This window comes from Mesorhizobium sp. AD1-1 (assembly GCF_020164655.1).
Taxonomy (GTDB): Bacteria; Pseudomonadota; Alphaproteobacteria; order Rhizobiales; family Rhizobiaceae; genus Mesorhizobium; species Mesorhizobium ciceri.
This window is the reverse complement of the sequence record NZ_JAIUGP010000001.1, coordinates 128,815-145,264: the sequence shown is the minus strand read 5'-3', so window position 1 is coordinate 145,264 and position 16,450 is coordinate 128,815. Positions and strand designations below refer to the sequence as shown.

Sequence of the window (16,450 nt, the reverse complement as noted above, 5' to 3'; positions counted from 1 at the left end):
CCCTCGGCAACTGGTTCATGCGGCCTCGAACACTGCGGTCAGGATACCGAGCCGACCTTGCATAAGATTTCGTCCGAGGTTGGCCGCAAGCTCAGCGAAGTCCGGTCCCATCACCACGCCGAGATTGGGCGAAGGCGGTGGCCCCGACGCGCGCAACGGTGCGAACCACGCCTTGGCGGCGTCGGTGTCGTCTTGCCATGCCAGCATGCGGAAGCTGGCCGGTTCGATCGCCTCGCGCGTCGCACCGGCTGTTAGGAGAAAGCTCGTCGCCGGCGTTCTCGCCCAGGGAAGCGGATAGTGCGGCTCGCCTCCAGACAACACGACGTCGTATGTGGCAAACCTGCCGCCTGGCTTCAGCACGCGCCGAATCTCGCTGTAGAGCAGCGTCCGGTCAGAGATGTTCATCGCCACGTGCTGCAACAGCACCGCGTCGAAACGGCCATCGTCGAATGGGAGCTCCAATGCGCTGGCGGTCTGGAACGACAGCTGCCCGCTCTGTCCCGTGCGCTCGGTCAGATAGCGCGCGGCATCCACGAAAGGCTCGCTGAGATCCACGCCAGTAACCCGGCAGCCATAGGTCGCAGCCAGAAAGCGCGCCGGCCCACCGACGCCCGAGCCGACGTCCAGTATCGACATGCCGGCAGCGATCCCCGCCAATTGGGCAAGCTCGGCGGTGGCAGCTAGCCCACGGGTGTGAAACTGGTCGAGAACGCCCAATTGTTGGGGCGTGAGGAGCTGGTCCTCCGGGCCGAGGGCAGCCAACACCGTCTTCAGCCGCTCGGTCAGGCCCGTCGCGCGATAATGGTCGCGTACCCCTTCAAGTTCATCGGTCATCGCATGATGTCTCCTAGGTTCAGCTCATACCTAGGCCCACTTCCATAATTCGACTACCCGGCGTAATAACAACAACCTATGAAGCAGAACTACACAGTCCGACATGGTGCGCTGGAGGGCATCGAGGCGTTCCTGGCTGTCGCCAGGCACCGCAACTTCCGCCGCGCCGCAGCGCAACTCGGCGTGACACCGTCCGCCGTGAGCCAGGCGGTGCGCGCGCTGGAGGCACGCATGGGTGCGGCGCTGTTCGTCCGCACGACACGGAGCGTCGGCTTGACCGAGCCTGGCCAGCGGTTCCTCGATCGTGCCGGCCCTGCTTTCGAAGAACTCGTCGCGGCCGGCGAGGCCGTGCGTGACATCGGCCAACGGCCGACCGGTCTGCTGCGCCTGTCCGTGCCCCGCGCCGTCGTGCCGTTGATCCTGGAGCCGATGATCGCGTCGTTCTGCCGGGCCTATCCCGAGATCGAACTGGAGATCGCCGCGAGCGACGAGATGGTCGATCTCGCGGCCGGCGGGTTCGATGCCGGCATCCGTCTCGGCCAGTTCATTGCGGTCGACATGGTCGCGGTGCGGCTAACCCCATCGTTTTCGTTCGTGGTCGTCGGCAGCCCTGACTATCTCAAACGCCACGGCCGCCCCGAACGCGTCGATGATCTGCGCAACCACGCCTGCCTGCGCTTGCGCCGTTCGAATGGCGCCATAGCGCCCTGGGCTTTCGTCGACGGCAACGAGGCGATCGAGGCGATGCTCTCAGGCCCGCTGATAGCGCACGATTATCCGACATTGCTCGGGGCCGCGATGCGGAGCGTCGGGCTGGCGCAGACGCCTCGACCAATCGCTGAAGCTCCGATAGCCGAAGGTAAACTGGAACCGGTGCTGGACGGCATCGCCGCCACGACGCCGGGCGTCTTCCTGTATCATCCCGGCAAGCGCCAAGTCCTGCCGAAGCTGCGCGCCTTCATCGACCACCTCAAATCCGCGGCGTGAGATATCGGAATCCGGCCCCCTTGCGGTGGTCTCCCTACTGCCGGCGTCGGGCGAGATTGATGCGGCGTGAGTGTCGCGTCTCAACTCGATCCCGCAGAGCACATGGATTTGATCTCCAGCTACGCCGGCGCACCGGCGACTGACCCTCTCACCACCAGGTCGACCGGCCAGACCTCGCCTCGCGCGCCCTCCTCCAGTCCTGAAATCCGTGCCGCCAGCCGCTCGGCGACACGGGCGCCGGCGAGACGGATCGATGAACGCGTCGTCGACAGCGGCACCGAGAAATTCTCCGGCCTCAGCCAGGGGAAGACATCGTCATGGGCGATCAGCGAGACGTCGCCCGGAATGCTCAAGCCGAGGTCGCGCACCGCACGCACGACGCCCAGCGCCATGATCAGGCTGGAGCAGGCGATCGCCGTCGGCGCATCGTCCCCTTCCAGCAAACGCCTGGTGGCGCGATAGCCGTTCTCCTCGGTCATATCGACCGAGCAGACATGGCGTTCGATCAATGTCAGTCCGCTCGCGGCGAGCGCCCGGCGCACGCCGCGTTCGCGATGGATGGCGAAGGTCTCGCGGTCGTCACCGTTGATCAGCGCCAGCCGCCGATGACCGAGCTGGATCAGCAGCCTGGCCGCTTCGTGGAAGGCGCCCTCATTGTCGATATCGGTGAAGGCGTAGTCGAAATCGAAGCCCTCACTGCGGCCATGGACGATGAAGGGAATGCCGAGCGTGTTGACCAGCGCCACGCGCCGGTCAGCGGGCCTTGGAGAGGAGATATAAACAGCGTCGACCTGCCGGTTGGCGACGATGCGCCGGTAGGTCGTCTCCTGGTCGTCGGCGTCGGCCGGCGACAGCACAAGGTCGAGCTCGTGCGAGCGGGCATAGTCGCCAAGGCCGGACAGGAACTCGACGAAATGCGGATCGATGTCGACGGACGCACCGGTCGGCAGGACATAGCCGATCATGCCGGTCTTGCCGGTCGCCAGCCGGCGCGCGCTCGGGTTGGGCCGATAGCCATGGCGCTTGGCGGCATCCATGACACGCCTGCGCGTCTCCTCGTTGACCTCGGGATAGCCGTTCAGCGCGCGGCTTACCGTGGTTTGCGAAAGTGCCAGCATGTGGGCGAGCTGCTTGAGGTTCACGAAAGTCTCCATTCCCTCAAAGCGCTTTTAAATTGAATCGACCCAAGTGCCATCGGGGCCGAGCCATACGAAGCCCAACCATAGACGCGGTTTGGGCATGTTTGAAACAAAAATTGCTGCTGCACTGCCATAATAGCGTGCTGCGACGCACTTTTAGGGCGCAAATGCGCGAACCTAAATCGATTGATTCGCCAGCCTCTTGACTTCCCCGCGATTCAATGGCGTGATCGAAAAAGCCAAAGCGCTTTGGAAGACTCTTCGAAAGGTTGCGGTTCCTTTCCGACTGAGTCACAGTCCTGCGGCGTCGGCGGGCGGAATGGAGGTTCCGTCCGGTGTGTGAGACCCACTGGGAGGAATACCGATGAAGAAAATGCTTTTGCTGGGTGCTGCGTTTGCCACGTTCGCCCTGAACGCGCCCGCGCAGGCCGAACTGAAGTTCAAGCCCGGCGAAGACAAGCGCTTCAACTGGGCGAACTACGAAGAGCTCAAGAAAGTCGACCTCAAGGGTGAGACGCTGTCGATCTTCGGACCGTGGCGCGGCGAGGACGAAGGCCTGGTGCGCGGCGTTCTCGACTATTTCTCGGAAGCCACCGGCGTCGAGATCAAATACTCCTCCTCGGAGAATTACGAGCAGCAGATCGTCATCGACACGCAGGCCGGCAGCCCGCCCAACATCGCCGTGCTGCCGCAGCCGGGCCTCATCCAGGACCTGGCGTCGAAGGGCCTTTTGACGCCGCTCGGTGACGACACCGCCAAATGGGTCAAGGACAATTACGGCGCCGGCCAGTCATGGGTCGATCTCGGCACCTTCAAGGACAAGGACGGCAAGCCGGGCTTCTTCGCCTTCCCTTACAAGGCCGACGTGAAGTCGCTGGTCTGGTACTCGCCGGATAATTTCGAGGAAGCCGGCTACAAGGTGCCGAAGACCCAGGAAGAACTCGCCGATCTCGAAAAGAAGATCATCGCCGATGGCGGCAAGCCGTGGTGCATCGGCCTCGGCTCCGGCGGTGCCACCGGCTGGCCGGCAACCGACTGGGTCGAAGACCTGATGCTGCGCACCCAGCCTCCGGAGGTCTACGACAAATGGGTGAAGAACGAGATCCCGTTCAACGATCCGGCGGTGGTCAATGCCATCGACATTTTCGGCAAGATCGCGACCGACGACAAGATGGTCGACGGCGGCGCCAAGGCGGTTGCGGCGACCGACTTCCGCGACAGCCCGAAGGGCCTCTTTTCGGTGCCGCCGAAATGCTACCTGCACCACCAGGCATCGTTCATCCCGACCTTCTTCCCGGAAGGCACCAAGGTCGGCCAGGACGCGGACTTCTTCTACTTCCCGCCCTATGCCGCCAAGCCTGAACTGGGCACGCCCGTGCTCGGCGCCGGTACGCTGGCGATGATCACCAAGGACAGCAAGAGTGCGCGCGCGTTCATCGAATTCCTGAAGATGCCGCTCGCCCACGAGATCTGGATGGCCGAGGGCGGCTTCGTGACGCCGCTCAAGTCGGTCAACAAGGATGCCTATGCCAGCGACGCGCTGAAGAAACAGGGCGAAATCCTAGCCAATGCCTCGACTTTCCGCTTCGACGGTTCCGACCTGATGCCGGGCAAGATCGGCGCCGGCGCCTTCTGGACCGGCATGATCGACCTGGTCGGCGGCAAGTCGGCACAGGACGTCGCCACCGACATCCAGAAGAGCTGGGACGCCATCAAGTAGACGGCTGGCACGTAGACGACCAACCATTCTCGCACTGGATCCGGACCGTACCGGCCCGGATCCGACGGCGGTCCGTGCCGCAGCCTTTCGTCATGAGCGCATTGACATGAAGCGCGATCGGCAATGTGCGCAAGCCGCCGATGACGCGCTCCAAACAACTGAATCGGCGCCTGGTCCCCGTCACCAAGGTCATTCCTTGTCGGGTCATGCGCAGGGGGAGAGGGACCCATGGCGGCTCAGATTTTCTCGGCCATTTTCGTCATCATCGTCGGGGTCGGCGGTTGCGTCGCCTATTTCTGGGGCGCCAACAAACTGGTCGACCTGATATTCCCGTCACGCGGCGTCGCAGGTGCCGCGGCCATCGACAATCTGCGCCGGCAAGGGCTGGTCCGCCCATGGCTGTTCGTCGGTCCGGCGATGGTCATCCTGACCATCTATCTGATCTATCCGGTGGTCGAGACGCTGCGGCTGTCGTTCCTCGATCGCGGCGGCATCAGTTTCGTCGGCCTGGCGAACTATGAATGGGCGTTCGGCGACCGCGAGTTCCGCAACTCGATCCTCAACAACATCATCTGGCTGGCGGTGGTGCCGGCCGCCTGCACCTTCCTCGGGCTGATCATCGCCGTGCTTACGGACAAGATCTGGTGGGGCACGATCGCCAAGAGCCTGATCTTCCTGCCATTGGCGATCTCCTTCGTCGGCGCCAGCGTGATCTGGAAATTCATCTACGAGTATCGGGGCGAGGGCCAGACGCAGATCGGCATCCTCAACGCCATCATCCAGCATTTCGGCGGCCAGCCGCAGGTCTGGATATCGCTGCCGTTCTGGAACAATTTCTTCCTGATGATCATCCTGATCTGGATCCAGACCGGCTTTGCCATGGTCATCCTGTCTTCCGCCCTGCGCGGCATCCCCGAGGAAACGCTGGAAGCCGCCGTCATTGACGGCGCCAATCCGTTCCAGATCTTCTGGAAGATCATGGTGCCGCAGATCTGGGGCACCATCGCCGTGGTCTGGACCACGATCACCATTCTGGTGCTCAAAGTATTCGACATCGTGCTGACCATGACCAACGGCCAGTGGAACAGCCAGGTGCTGGCCAATCTGATGTTCGACTGGATGTTCCGCGGCGGCGGCGATTTCGGCCGCGGCGCCACCATCGCCATCATCATCATGATTGCGGTCATTCCGATCATGGTCTGGAACATCCGCCAGGCGAACAAAGAGACGGGAGGACATTGAGATGGCCGTCGCGACCGGAAATTCCTTCGCCAGCCGCTTCGGCGTCCACATCGCCGTGCTCATCTTCGTCGCGATCTGGACCATACCGACCCTTGGCATCCTGGTTTCATCGCTGCGCGACAAGAACCAGATCATCGCCTCGGGATGGTGGAACTCGTTCGCCAGTTCCACACAGACGGAAGCCGGCCGGCTGCCGCCCGCCTCGGCGCAAGTCGAGAAGGACGGCAAGTTCGTGCTCGAGGGCAATATCTTCGGCGACGGCGCCAAGCGCGACATCAGCGCCTTCGGGGTCAAATCGGCGGCACCGACGCAGTATCCCGCCGGCACCACAGCCGATCTCGGCGACGGCGTGACCTTGCAGCTCAATGCCGACGGCAGCTTCGTCATGCAGTCCCCGAAAGCGTTCGAAGGCGATCGCGGCCAGCGCGTCTATTATGCTTCGTCGGCGCCGCCGAAATTCACCACCGATAATTACAAAACCGTGCTGTTCTCCGAAGGCATCGGACGGTCTTTCATGAATTCCCTGACCGTCACCATTCCGGCGACCGTCATCCCGATCCTGATCGCCGCCTTTGCCGCTTATGCGCTGGCCTGGATGCGGTTTCCCGGCCGGGCGCTGCTGATCGCGGTCATCATCGGCTTGCTGGTGGTGCCGTTGCAGATGTCGCTGATCCCGCTGTTGAAACTCTACAACGGCGTCGGCGCTTTCTTCGGCATGCCGTCGAAGACCTATCTCGGCATCTGGCTGGCGCATACCGGCTTCGGCCTGCCCTTCGCCATCTACCTGCTGCGCAGCTACATTGCCGGCCTGCCGCGCGAAATCATGGAATCGGCGCGCATCGACGGCGCCAGCGATTTCGAGATCTTCGTCAAGATCGTCTTGCCGCTGTCGTTTCCGGTGCTGGCTTCGTTTGCCATCTTCCAATTCCTGTGGGTATGGAACGATCTGCTGGTGGCGATGGTTTTCCTCGGTACGGAGGCAGACCAGATCGTGCTGACCGCCAAGCTCAACGCGCTGTTGGGCTCACGCGGCGGCGACTGGGAGATTCTGACGACATCGGCTTTCGTGACCATCATCGTGCCGCTGATCGTGTTCTTCTCGCTGCAGCGCTATTTTGTCCGCGGGCTGCTTGCCGGCTCGGTGAAAGGAGGCTGAGACGATGCAATCCGCTTTGAAGGCCAGCTCGAAGCCTGACCTCGCTATCGATCGCGACTGGTGGCGGGGCGCGGTGATCTACCAGATTTATCCGCGCAGCTACCAGGACTCGAACGGCGACGGCATCGGTGACCTTAAGGGCATCATCGGGCGGCTACCCTACATCGCGGCACTCGGTGCGGACGCCATCTGGATTTCGCCGTTCTTCAAGTCGCCGATGAAGGATTTCGGCTATGACGTGTCGGATTACTGCGATGTCGATCCGATGTTCGGCACGTTGGCCGACTTCGACGCGCTGACCGCCGAGGCACACAGGCTGGGCTTGAAGGTGATGATCGACGAGGTGCTGTCGCACACCGCCGACAATCATCCCTGGTTCAAGGAAAGCCGGTCGAGCCGCAGCAACCCGAAAGCCGACTGGTACGTCTGGGCAGACGCCAGGCCGGACGGCACGCCGCCCAACAACTGGCTGTCGATCTTCGGCGGCTCGGCCTGGCAATGGGACACCAGCCGCCAGCAATATTACATGCACAATTTCTTGGCCGAGCAGCCCGACCTCAACTTCCACAACCACGAAGTCCAGGACGCGTTGCTCGACGTCACCCGCTTCTGGCTGGAGCGCGGCGTCGATGGTTTCCGGCTCGACACCATCAATTTCTACTTCCACAGCCAGGGCTTGGAAAACAACCCGCCGCTGCCGCCGGAAGAGCGCAACGACCAGACCGCGCCGGCGGTCAACCCCTACAACTACCAGGACCATCTCTACGACAAGAGCCGGCCCGAGAATCTCGGCTTCCTCGAACGGTTCCGTGCCCTGCTCGATGAATATCCGGCAACGGCAGCGGTCGGCGAGGTCGGCGATTCGCAGCGTGGGCTTGAAGTGGTGGCCGCCTACACCGCCGGCGGCAAGCGCGTGCACATGTGCTACTCCTTCGATTTCCTGGCGCCGGAAAAGATCAGCGCGGGCAAGGTCCGCTCGGTGCTGGAATCCTTCGGCAAGGTCGCCAGCGATGGCTGGTCGTGCTGGGCCTTCTCCAACCACGATGTAATGCGCCCGGCCTCGCGCTGGGCCGCCAATGAGCCCGACCCGACCGCCTACCTGAAGGTCATCTCGGCGCTGCTGATGTCCTTGCGCGGTTCGGTCTGCATCTATCAGGGTGAGGAACTTGGGCTCGGCGAGGCCGACCTTCGGTTCGAGGATTTGCAGGATCCCTACGGCATCCGCTTCTGGCCTGAATTCAAGGGCCGCGACGGCTGCCGCACACCGATGGTGTGGGACGGCGGCGCCAAGAATGGCGGCTTCTCCCAGGCAAAACCCTGGCTGCCGGTGCCGGCCAAGCATTTGGCGCAAGCGGTCAATGTCCAGCAGGGCGACGAGGCTTCGCTGCTCGAGCACTACCGGCGCTTTCTCAGCTTCCGGCGTGCCCATCCGGCGCTGGCCAAGGGCGACATCACCTTCATCGAAAGTGAGGGAGATACCGTCGCCTTCACGCGCCGCGCAGGCAACGAGCAGATCGTCTGCGTCTTCAATCTGGGAGCCGGGCGGGCCAAGGTTGACCTTGGCGGCCGATCGCTGCAACCTCTGCCCGGGCACGGATTTTCGGGGCAGGCGAGCAGCAGTTCCATCGAGCTTGGTGGCTACGGCGCCTGGTTCGGGCGTCTCGACTGAATTTCCAATCACTGGAGGAAACCAATGGCCGATGTCACGCTAAGACAAGTGAAGAAGTCCTACGGCAATCTGAACATTCTCCACGGCATCGACCTCGATATTAAGTCGGGCGAGTTCATCGTCTTCGTCGGCCCGTCGGGCTGCGGCAAGTCGACATTGCTGAGGTCGATCGCCGGGCTCGAGGAAATCACCTCCGGCGAACTCAGAATAGCCGGCGAAGTGGTGAACGACGTGCCGCCGTCGAAGCGGGGCATCGCCATGGTGTTCCAGTCCTACGCGCTGTACCCGCACATGACCGTCTACGACAACATGGCGTTCTCGATGAAGATCGGCAAAGAGGACAAGGCCGAGATCGACCGCCGCGTGCGCCAGGCCGCCGAGATCCTGCAGCTGACCAAATATCTCGACCGGCTGCCCAAGGCGATGTCGGGTGGCCAGCGCCAGCGCGTCGCCATCGGCCGCGCCATCGTGCGCAATCCGAAGGTGTTCCTGTTCGACGAGCCGCTTTCGAACCTCGACGCCGCGCTGCGCGTCGCCACCCGCATTGAGATCGCCAAGCTCAAGGAATCGATGCCCAACACGACCATGATCTACGTTACCCACGACCAGGTCGAGGCGATGACGCTGGCCGACCGCATCGTGGTGCTCAAGGACGGCCATATCGAGCAGGTCGGCACGCCGATGGACCTCTACAAGAAGCCCGGCAATCTGTTCGTTGCCCAGTTCATCGGCTCGCCGGCCATGAACATCCTGCCGGCGACCATCGAAAAGACCGGAAACCCGACCGTCGTCAGCCATGTCGGCGGACGCAAGGCGACCGTGCCGATTGCGACGCCGGCTTCGGCAAAGGGCGCTGCGGTGAGCTTTGGCGTGCGGCCGGAGGACCTGATCATCGCCAGCGGCGCGGACTATCTGTTCGAGGGGACGGTCGACTATGTCGAGCAACTCGGCGAGGTGCAGCTTGTCTATGTCGACATCGGCCGCGCCGATCTGCCGCTGGTGACCAAGCTGCCCGGCAATGTCGAGGTCAAGCGCGGCTCGACATTGCGGCTGAGCGCCAATGGCGAGGACCTGCATATCTTCGACGCGGATGGACGTTCTTTCGCGTTGCATGAAGTGGAAGCAAAGGCGGCTTAACCGCAATTACCGTGTCAGGCACAAAAAGAGCGGCGGGCCGGGCCCGCCGCTCTTTGACTTGGAGATCGACTTCGGTTGTTAGTTGTTGCCGAAGAGGTTGCGGTCGGCACCTTGCGGAGCAGACTTCTGGGTGGTGTCACCCGACGAGTTCAGCAGCTTGTAAACCGGCGAACCGGTGTTGCGTACCGAAGAGGTGCGCGTGCTGTCGACCGAAGTCGTGGCGGCAGGCTGATTGGCACCATTGGAGCCAAAGTTGTCGCTGCCGGCGAAGGCACTGCCGGTGATGGCCAGAACGGCGGCGGCAGCAATAAGGATCTTGTTCATTTTAGTCTCCTGAATTCTGGATTTCGCCAGGACGGCAGACACAGCTGCCGTCGGTTGCGAAATTGGTTGTTAGCGACCGAAGAGGTTACGGTCGCTGCCCTGAGCGGGCGTCTGGGCAGCCGGTTCCGAGGTCTTGGTGGAAGCCGTGTACGACTGGTCCACAGCGGCGGCAGGTTGGTTGGAGCCGTTCGAACCGTAGTTGTCGCTGCCCGCGAAAGCGCTGCCGGTGATGGCCAGAACGGCGGCGGCAGCAATGAGGATCTTGTTCATCTTGAATACTCCTGAATGTCTGAATTTCGCCAGGGCGGCGAGCGAGCCCGCCGTCGACCGGGAAACTGGGAATCGGCTGTTAGTTGTTGCCGAAGAGGTTGCGGTCAGCACCCTGGGCAGGCGCCTGAGCAGCCGGTTCCGACTTCTTGGTCGAAGCGGTGTACGAGCTGTCGACAGCAGTGGCTGCCGCGGCGTTGGAACCGTAGTGGTCGCTACCAGCGAAGGCGCTGCCGGAAATGGCCAGAAGGGCTGCGGCAGTGAGAATGATCTTTTTCATTTTTGGTACTCCAGTATCGTCTTTTTTCCGTCCGTCTAGCGGCGTGTCTTGGAAATGAAATCGCGTCGTTCGGACAGCCCCGATGTGGGAGGGCAAGGTCGTCTTTTCCAATCACGAAGTTGTTCCGTGTGGACCATGAATCCACACCTTGAAATTGTGCCAACGGAATCTAGGGATGCATTTTTCTTCTTCATATCAGTGTGTTAGGTATAGACACTTGATGGATCACTGACTGTTTCAGAGGCCCAGCGTTCACACCGTCCTGCACGCACCGTCAACAGAAACGAACCGTTCGGTTCGATTTTAGGGCAAGCTAATAGTCACTTTTCGAAACCGTTAACCTTTTTTGACCCCCGCGAAGGGTCGGATTCGGGAAGATCGCAGCCGGCAAATGGCCGCCCGGGAGGTGGGATCTTGGCCCGCGACGATCTGCAGTAGCGTTTCGCATGCCGTGTCGCGCCGCATGGATACGATGTCGTTTTCATGCCGCCGCCGCGCCCGCGATCGTGGTTAGATCATACCATCTCAGGTGCCGCTTCGTGACGACGAGGCGGAGAATTGGGAAGCCGGTCAGAATCCGGCGCTGCCCCCGCAACGGTGGTGGAGTTCAAGTCGCAACGGGAGACCACTGGGCAACCGCCTGGGAAGGTGTCGCGATGGTCCGCAAGGACAACTCCAGAGCCCGGAAACCAGCCCGAGATTTTTAGACTCGACTGATCGCGGTGGGCGGTCAAGAGGTGGATAGCGCATGTCCGGCACACAGCCGGCCTGTGTTTCAATCCTTCCTCCGTCACCACCAGTTCAGTCCTTAGGAACGAGGACAGGACATGGATATCCGCAACGACATGCTGAGGCTCCTGAAGGGGCGCCGGCAAGGCTTTTCGCTGGAGCAGCCCTTCTACACCGATCCGGACTACTTCAAGCTCGACATGGAGCTGATCTGGTATCGCGACTGGCTGTTCATCGGCCATGATTGCGAACTGCCGAAGCCGGGCAGCTACATCACCGTGCAGGTCGGCGATTATCCGGTCGTCCTTGTCCGCGACCAGCACGGCAAGATCAACGCCTTCCACAATTCCTGCCGCCATCGCGGCAGCCGCGTGTGCAACACGGAGAAGGGTACCGCGGCAAAGCTCGTCTGCCCGTATCATCAGTGGACCTACGAGCTGGACGGCCGCCTGCTGTTTGCCCGCCAGATGGCCGACGGTTTCGACAAGAGTGATTTCGGCCTGAAGCCGGTCGCTTGCGAGAGCGTCGGCGGCTACATCTTCATCTGCCTGGCCAAGGAACCGGCAGATTTCGCGCCGATGCGGGCGATGATCGAACCCTATCTTTTGCCGCACCGGCTGCGTGAAGCAAAGATCGCCTTCGAGAGCACGATCGTCGAGAAGGGCAACTGGAAGCTGGTCTGGGAAAACAACCGCGAGTGCTACCACTGCGCCGCCAATCATCCCGAGTTGTGCAAGACCTTCCCCGAGGCTCCAACCATAACCGGCGTCCATGGCGCCGACAGCGACCCTGAAATGGTCGCACACTGGGCCAGATGCGAGGCATCAGGCTTGCCGAGCAAATTCCGCATCGATCCGGCAGGGCAGTACCGCGCCACCCGCGCGCCGCTGCTGCGCGATGCCGTCAGCTACACCATGACGGGAAAACGGGCGGTCCAGAAGAACCTGTCCGACAGCGTTTCAACCGACCGCATCGGCTCCTTGCTGCTCTATCACTATCCGACGACCTGGAACCATATCCTCGGCGACCACGCCGTTACCTTCCGCGTGCTGCCGATCAGTGCCACGGAAACCGCGGTGACCACGAAATGGCTCGTCCACAAGGATGCGGTCGAAGGCGTCGACTACGACCTCGCTGAGCTCACCCATGTCTGGACCGAGACCAACGACCAGGACCGCCGCATCGTCGAGGAAAACGCCTTCGGCATCCTGTCGCCGGCCTATGAACCAGGCCCCTATTCGGAGCTGCATGAGGGCGGCGTGATCCAGTTCGTCGAGTGGTACGCGTCGTTCATCGGGCCGCGCCTTGCCGAAGGCGGCCGGCCGGCCCTGCGCAGCGTCGCCTAGCCCAGGGACAAGAGGATGAATGCGATGACGGACCTTGGCCTCTATCGCCATCTCGACCAGATGACGCCCTGGAACGACAGGCTGCAGGTGCTGGAAGTGATCGGCGTCAGCGACGAAGCGCCTGACGTGAAGACCTTCACCTTCCGCTCCGACAACCAGACCTGGTTCCGCTACAAACCGGGGCAGTTCGTGACTCTGGAACTGCCGACATCGGACGGGCCGCTGATGCGCACCTACACGCTGTCGTCCTCGCCGTCGCGGCCGTTCTCGATCGCGGTGACGGTCAAGGCGCAGGCGGGCAGCACCGGTACGCGCTGGATGTTCGACCATCTGACGCCCGGTTCGCACGTCAAGGCCTATGGGCCGACCGGCGACTTCTCGCTGCACAGCCACCCGGCCGCCAAATACCTGTTCATTTCGGCCGGTTCCGGCGTGACGCCGATGATGTCGATGCTGCGCTGGCTGAACGACTGCGCGCCATGGACCGATGTCGGCTTCGTCAACTGCGCGCGCCGCCCGGAAGAGATCATTTTCCGCAAGGAGCTCGAACTGCTCGGCAGCCGCATGCCTGGGCTGTCGCTCGGCTTCATGATCGAGGAGCGGTCGAGCCGCGAGGGCTGGTTCGGCCATATGGGCCGCATCGACGCGATCCGGCTGCCATTGCTGGCGCCCGATTTCCGTGAGCGCGAGATTTTCTGCTGCGGCCCCGATCCTTTCATGCGCGCCGTGCGCGGCATGCTGGACGCCGCCGGCTTCGACATGGCGAAATACCATCAGGAAAGCTTTGCCGCGCCTGCCGTGGAGGAGATCCCGGCGCCGTTCTCGCCGCCGGCGGAAGACGGCGCCGCTGCCACCGTGGAGGCCGTGACACCGATCCGGTTCTCGCATTCCGATGTCGATGCCGAATGCGTCGCCGGCCAGACCGTGCTGCAGACGGCACGCGCCTCGGGGGTGCGGATTCCCGCCGCCTGCGAGTTCGGCCTGTGCGGCACCTGCAAGGTGAGGAAGGTCGCGGGCGACGTGGAGATGAGCCACAATGGCGGCATCCTCGATCACGAAATCGAGGACGGCTTTATCCTCGCCTGTTGCTCGAAGCCGCTTTCGGCGCTTGAAATCGAGGCGTGACCGGCAGGCACGGTCAGAGACTGTCCATGCCCGCGCGGCCTGCAGCTGCGCTCGCCCGGGCCTACGCCATCTTGCCAAAAACCCTGCAAATGGTTAGACGCCTGCAACGGTGGGGTTGACCGTAGGGCCCGAAGATCATCTCCGCGGCCTGCTTCGGCGGGGAGCAAACATGCGACAATCCGGCGTATATGCCATTGCCAGCAAGGATATCGTCTTTGAATCCTTCGATGGCGAAGCCGTCGTTCTCGACCTGACCACCGGTAGATATTTCGGCTTCTCTGATTCAGGCAGCAGGCTTTGGGATGCACTGTCGTCCGGCGTGCCTGCCTCCGAACTGGTCGGCGCCGCGACCGGAATTGGCGCCCTCGATGCCGCCGCGATTGACGGCTTTGTTTCACAATTGCTCGAATTCGGTTTGCTGGCGGCCGCAACCGATGGCGTGGCAAGACCGGTTCCCAGCGAATTGCTGGCTCAGCTCGCCGCTGCCGGCGAGCCCCTCAAGGTCGACATCCATGACGACCTTGCCGACCTCATTGTCGTCGATCCCATCCACGAGGTCGAGGAGCCCCTCGGCTGGCCCGCAGTGAAGCAGGCCAACTGAGGCGCCCGCCAGGCTCTCGTTGCCGGACAGCTCCGGAACAGGCAGACCATGCCGAACGTCACTCTCGAAAACCTGACTGACTACGCACGTCATGTTCTGGCGCAAGCGCAGAGCAGCGCCGCGCATTATCCACTGACCTGCAAGGTGGGCTTGCCGCATCTGGAGTTGACCGCTCATGTGAGTGCCGGCGCGTTGGCGGATGCCTTCGCTCATGGCTTTGTCACGGCTCCGGACAACCGAGCGCCTGCCGACATCTGCCGCATCTTCGTCGCACATCCCGGCATTGACGGCATCGCGGCACCGGCCAGATGGGGCCAAGGACCCTTCACGCAGCATGGCTTCGCCACCAGGCTGGCGGAAGCCGGATTGCGCGGCAACCATTTCCACGACCTGGATTTCTGGCAGTTCTATGATCCGCAACGTCGCGTTGGCGTGCAATTGATGGCCTCGGCCGATGCCTTTCCACCCTGGGAGCCGGGAGCGCCGCTGCGCCCCTTCCTCCATTGGGAATATGCGGCACGTGGCATGCGGCTGGCCCATGCGGGGACGCTCGGCACCAAAGGCAGGGGCGTACTGCTCGCCGGCGCGGGCGGCGCCGGGAAATCCGGGACCGTCGCCGCCGGCCTCCTCCACGGGCTGGACAGCGTCGGCGACGATTATGTGCTGGTCGACCTCTCCAACGGCGTGACTGCCCGCCCGCTGTTTTCAACACTCAAGCAGGATCCCCAGGGATTCGCGCGACTTGGGCTGAAGCACCGGCTGAAGGCGCACGGTCCGCTCAACTGGCAAGGCAAGCATGCTTTTCACATTGACGACATCGCGCCTCGGCCGGTGCCCGAAACCCTGGACATCGTTGCGCTGGTGGTGCCACATATCGGCGGAGGCGGGGCAAGTTCGATCGTGCCGGTGTCGCGCAGGGATGCCATGATTGCCTTGGCGCCGTCCGGCATAGCGCAGATGCCAGGCGAGCGGGAAAGCGGCTTTCGCTTCTTCAGCGACCTGACCCGCCTGCTGCCGTGCTATCGTCTGTCGCTGGGGACGCAGCCACAGGAGATAGCCGGCACGATTGCGGACTTTCTTGTGCGGGGCGCTTCGTGAAACTGAGCGTGATAATGCCCGTCTACAACCGTGAACGCTATGTCGTTTCGGCATTGCGCTCGCTGGTGCGGCAGCGGGACGCCGCCGATCTCGACATCATCGTCATCGACGACGGTTCGACCGACGGCTCTGCTGAGGCCGTACGCTCGATGATGCGCGAAAACCCCTGCATCCGACTGGTCCAGCAATCGAACATGGGCGTGGCCAGGGCGCGCAACGCCGGGCTGCGGCACCTGCCGCCGGATGCGGAGTTCGTGTCATTCCTGGATTCTGACGACATCTCGCTGGCCGGACGGTTCAAGGCCGATCTCGCCCGCTTCGAGGCTACCTCCGGGCTTGAGCTAACCTATTCGCTGATGACGCTGGTCGACCGGATCGACGACGAGAAGCTCGAGCCGGAGGCGGACTGCTGTACCATGACGCTTCGCGGAATTTCGCTGAGCACCGCTCTCTTCAGTCGAACGCTTGTCGATCGCATCGGCCATTTCGACGAGGACTTTGAGCAGTCCGAGGACACGGATTATCTGTTGCGAGTCTTCGAAACCGGTCCGCGCTACGAATTGCCGAACACCGTCGCGATCTACTACCGACGCCACGCCGGAAATGTCACCAAGGAACATAGCGGCAGGGTCCGCAACCACTTGCGTGCAATCCACAAGTCGATGCGGCGGCGCAAGGCCGATCCGTCACGGCGAGAGGTCCAGGGCATCTTCGAATTGAAGAGTCCCGCCGATTGGCGGATGCCGTGATGCTCGACACAATCGGCTCGGATCAGCCAAGCCCGCAACGCTGCTGG

At 62.6% G+C, this 16,450-nt stretch carries 16 protein-coding genes and 1 riboswitch; of the genes, 11 read left to right on the top strand and 5 right to left on the bottom strand.

Translation table 11 applies throughout. The features are described from left to right. Positions 1 to 15 precede the first annotated feature (15 nt). Complete coding sequence (locus LB519_RS00710; RefSeq protein ID WP_224618333.1) at positions 16 to 834, bottom strand: class I SAM-dependent methyltransferase; 819 nt, start codon at positions 832 to 834, stop codon at positions 16 to 18. A 78-nt stretch (positions 835 to 912) separates the two neighbouring features. Between LB519_RS00710 and LB519_RS00705 the strand changes: the two genes are divergently transcribed. After that, on the top strand, positions 913 to 1,821 hold the full coding sequence (locus tag LB519_RS00705) for a LysR family transcriptional regulator (RefSeq protein WP_224618331.1): 909 nt from the start codon (positions 913 to 915) through the stop codon (positions 1,819 to 1,821). Between the two features lie 119 nt (positions 1,822 to 1,940). Here LB519_RS00705 and LB519_RS00700 read toward each other — a convergent pair whose 3' ends face one another. Then, positions 1,941 to 2,963 carry a LacI family DNA-binding transcriptional regulator gene (locus LB519_RS00700; protein WP_224618329.1) on the bottom strand — a complete coding sequence of 341 codons (1,023 nt, stop codon included), beginning with the start codon at positions 2,961 to 2,963 and terminating at the stop codon, positions 1,941 to 1,943. 361 nt (positions 2,964 to 3,324) lie between these two features. Between LB519_RS00700 and LB519_RS00695 the strand changes: the two genes are divergently transcribed. From LB519_RS00695 to LB519_RS00675, 5 genes are all read left to right on the top strand, one after another. Continuing rightward, positions 3,325 to 4,680 (top strand): ABC transporter substrate-binding protein, encoded by a 1,356-nt coding sequence (locus LB519_RS00695; protein WP_013528261.1) that lies wholly within the window; start codon positions 3,325 to 3,327, stop codon positions 4,678 to 4,680. Between the two features lie 228 nt (positions 4,681 to 4,908). Further along, positions 4,909 to 5,922, top strand: a complete 1,014-nt coding sequence (locus LB519_RS00690; RefSeq protein ID WP_224618326.1) for a carbohydrate ABC transporter permease — start codon at positions 4,909 to 4,911, stop codon at positions 5,920 to 5,922. A gap of 1 nt (position 5,923) precedes the next feature. Then, positions 5,924 to 7,078, top strand: coding sequence for a carbohydrate ABC transporter permease (locus tag LB519_RS00685; protein WP_063171027.1), 1,155 nt, complete (start codon positions 5,924 to 5,926; stop codon positions 7,076 to 7,078). Positions 7,079 to 7,082: 4 nt separating this feature from the next. After that, positions 7,083 to 8,747, top strand: coding sequence for an alpha-glucosidase (locus tag LB519_RS00680; RefSeq protein WP_224618325.1), 1,665 nt, complete (start codon positions 7,083 to 7,085; stop codon positions 8,745 to 8,747). 24 nt (positions 8,748 to 8,771) lie between these two features. Then, positions 8,772 to 9,884, top strand: coding sequence for an ABC transporter ATP-binding protein (locus LB519_RS00675; RefSeq protein ID WP_224618324.1), 1,113 nt, complete (start codon positions 8,772 to 8,774; stop codon positions 9,882 to 9,884). Between the two features lie 78 nt (positions 9,885 to 9,962). On the opposite strand, the gene LB519_RS00670 is transcribed toward LB519_RS00675, so the two are convergent. The 3 genes from LB519_RS00670 to LB519_RS00660 all read right to left on the bottom strand — a co-directional run bounded on the left by LB519_RS00670 (position 9,963) and on the right by LB519_RS00660 (position 10,755). Beyond that, positions 9,963 to 10,208: a DUF680 domain-containing protein gene (locus tag LB519_RS00670; RefSeq protein ID WP_013528266.1), complete on the bottom strand. Its 246-nt coding sequence runs from the start codon at positions 10,206 to 10,208 to the stop codon at positions 9,963 to 9,965. Between the two features lie 69 nt (positions 10,209 to 10,277). Further along, a complete protein-coding gene (locus tag LB519_RS00665) occupies positions 10,278 to 10,478 on the bottom strand; it encodes a DUF680 domain-containing protein (RefSeq protein ID WP_027039901.1) in 201 nt (66 codons plus the stop codon). Between the two features lie 79 nt (positions 10,479 to 10,557). Beyond that, positions 10,558 to 10,755 (bottom strand): DUF680 domain-containing protein, encoded by a 198-nt coding sequence (locus LB519_RS00660; RefSeq protein ID WP_013528268.1) that lies wholly within the window; start codon positions 10,753 to 10,755, stop codon positions 10,558 to 10,560. A gap of 510 nt (positions 10,756 to 11,265) precedes the next feature. Continuing rightward, positions 11,266 to 11,468: riboswitch (cobalamin riboswitch) on the top strand. 114 nt (positions 11,469 to 11,582) lie between these two features. On the opposite strand from LB519_RS00660, the gene LB519_RS00655 reads away from it, so the two are divergent. The 5 genes from LB519_RS00655 (at position 11,583) to LB519_RS00635 (ending at position 16,403) form a co-directional block, all read left to right on the top strand. Further along, a complete protein-coding gene (locus LB519_RS00655; RefSeq protein WP_063169810.1) occupies positions 11,583 to 12,830 on the top strand; it encodes an aromatic ring-hydroxylating oxygenase subunit alpha in 1,248 nt (415 codons plus the stop codon). A gap of 24 nt (positions 12,831 to 12,854) precedes the next feature. Continuing rightward, a complete protein-coding gene (locus LB519_RS00650; protein ID WP_013528270.1) occupies positions 12,855 to 13,955 on the top strand; it encodes a hybrid-cluster NAD(P)-dependent oxidoreductase in 1,101 nt (366 codons plus the stop codon). A 169-nt stretch (positions 13,956 to 14,124) separates the two neighbouring features. Further along, the gene (locus LB519_RS00645; RefSeq protein WP_224618322.1) at positions 14,125 to 14,556 is read left to right on the top strand and encodes a PqqD family protein; all 432 of its coding nucleotides are present in this window, start codon (positions 14,125 to 14,127) and stop codon (positions 14,554 to 14,556) included. Positions 14,557 to 14,604: 48 nt separating this feature from the next. After that, the gene (locus tag LB519_RS00640; protein WP_024501956.1) at positions 14,605 to 15,654 is read left to right on the top strand and encodes a hypothetical protein; all 1,050 of its coding nucleotides are present in this window, start codon (positions 14,605 to 14,607) and stop codon (positions 15,652 to 15,654) included. Next, positions 15,651 to 16,403, top strand: a complete 753-nt coding sequence (locus LB519_RS00635) for a glycosyltransferase family 2 protein (protein WP_224618314.1) — start codon at positions 15,651 to 15,653, stop codon at positions 16,401 to 16,403. The genes LB519_RS00640 and LB519_RS00635 overlap by 4 nt, the downstream gene beginning before the upstream one ends. The last annotated feature ends 47 nt before the right edge of the window (positions 16,404 to 16,450 follow it).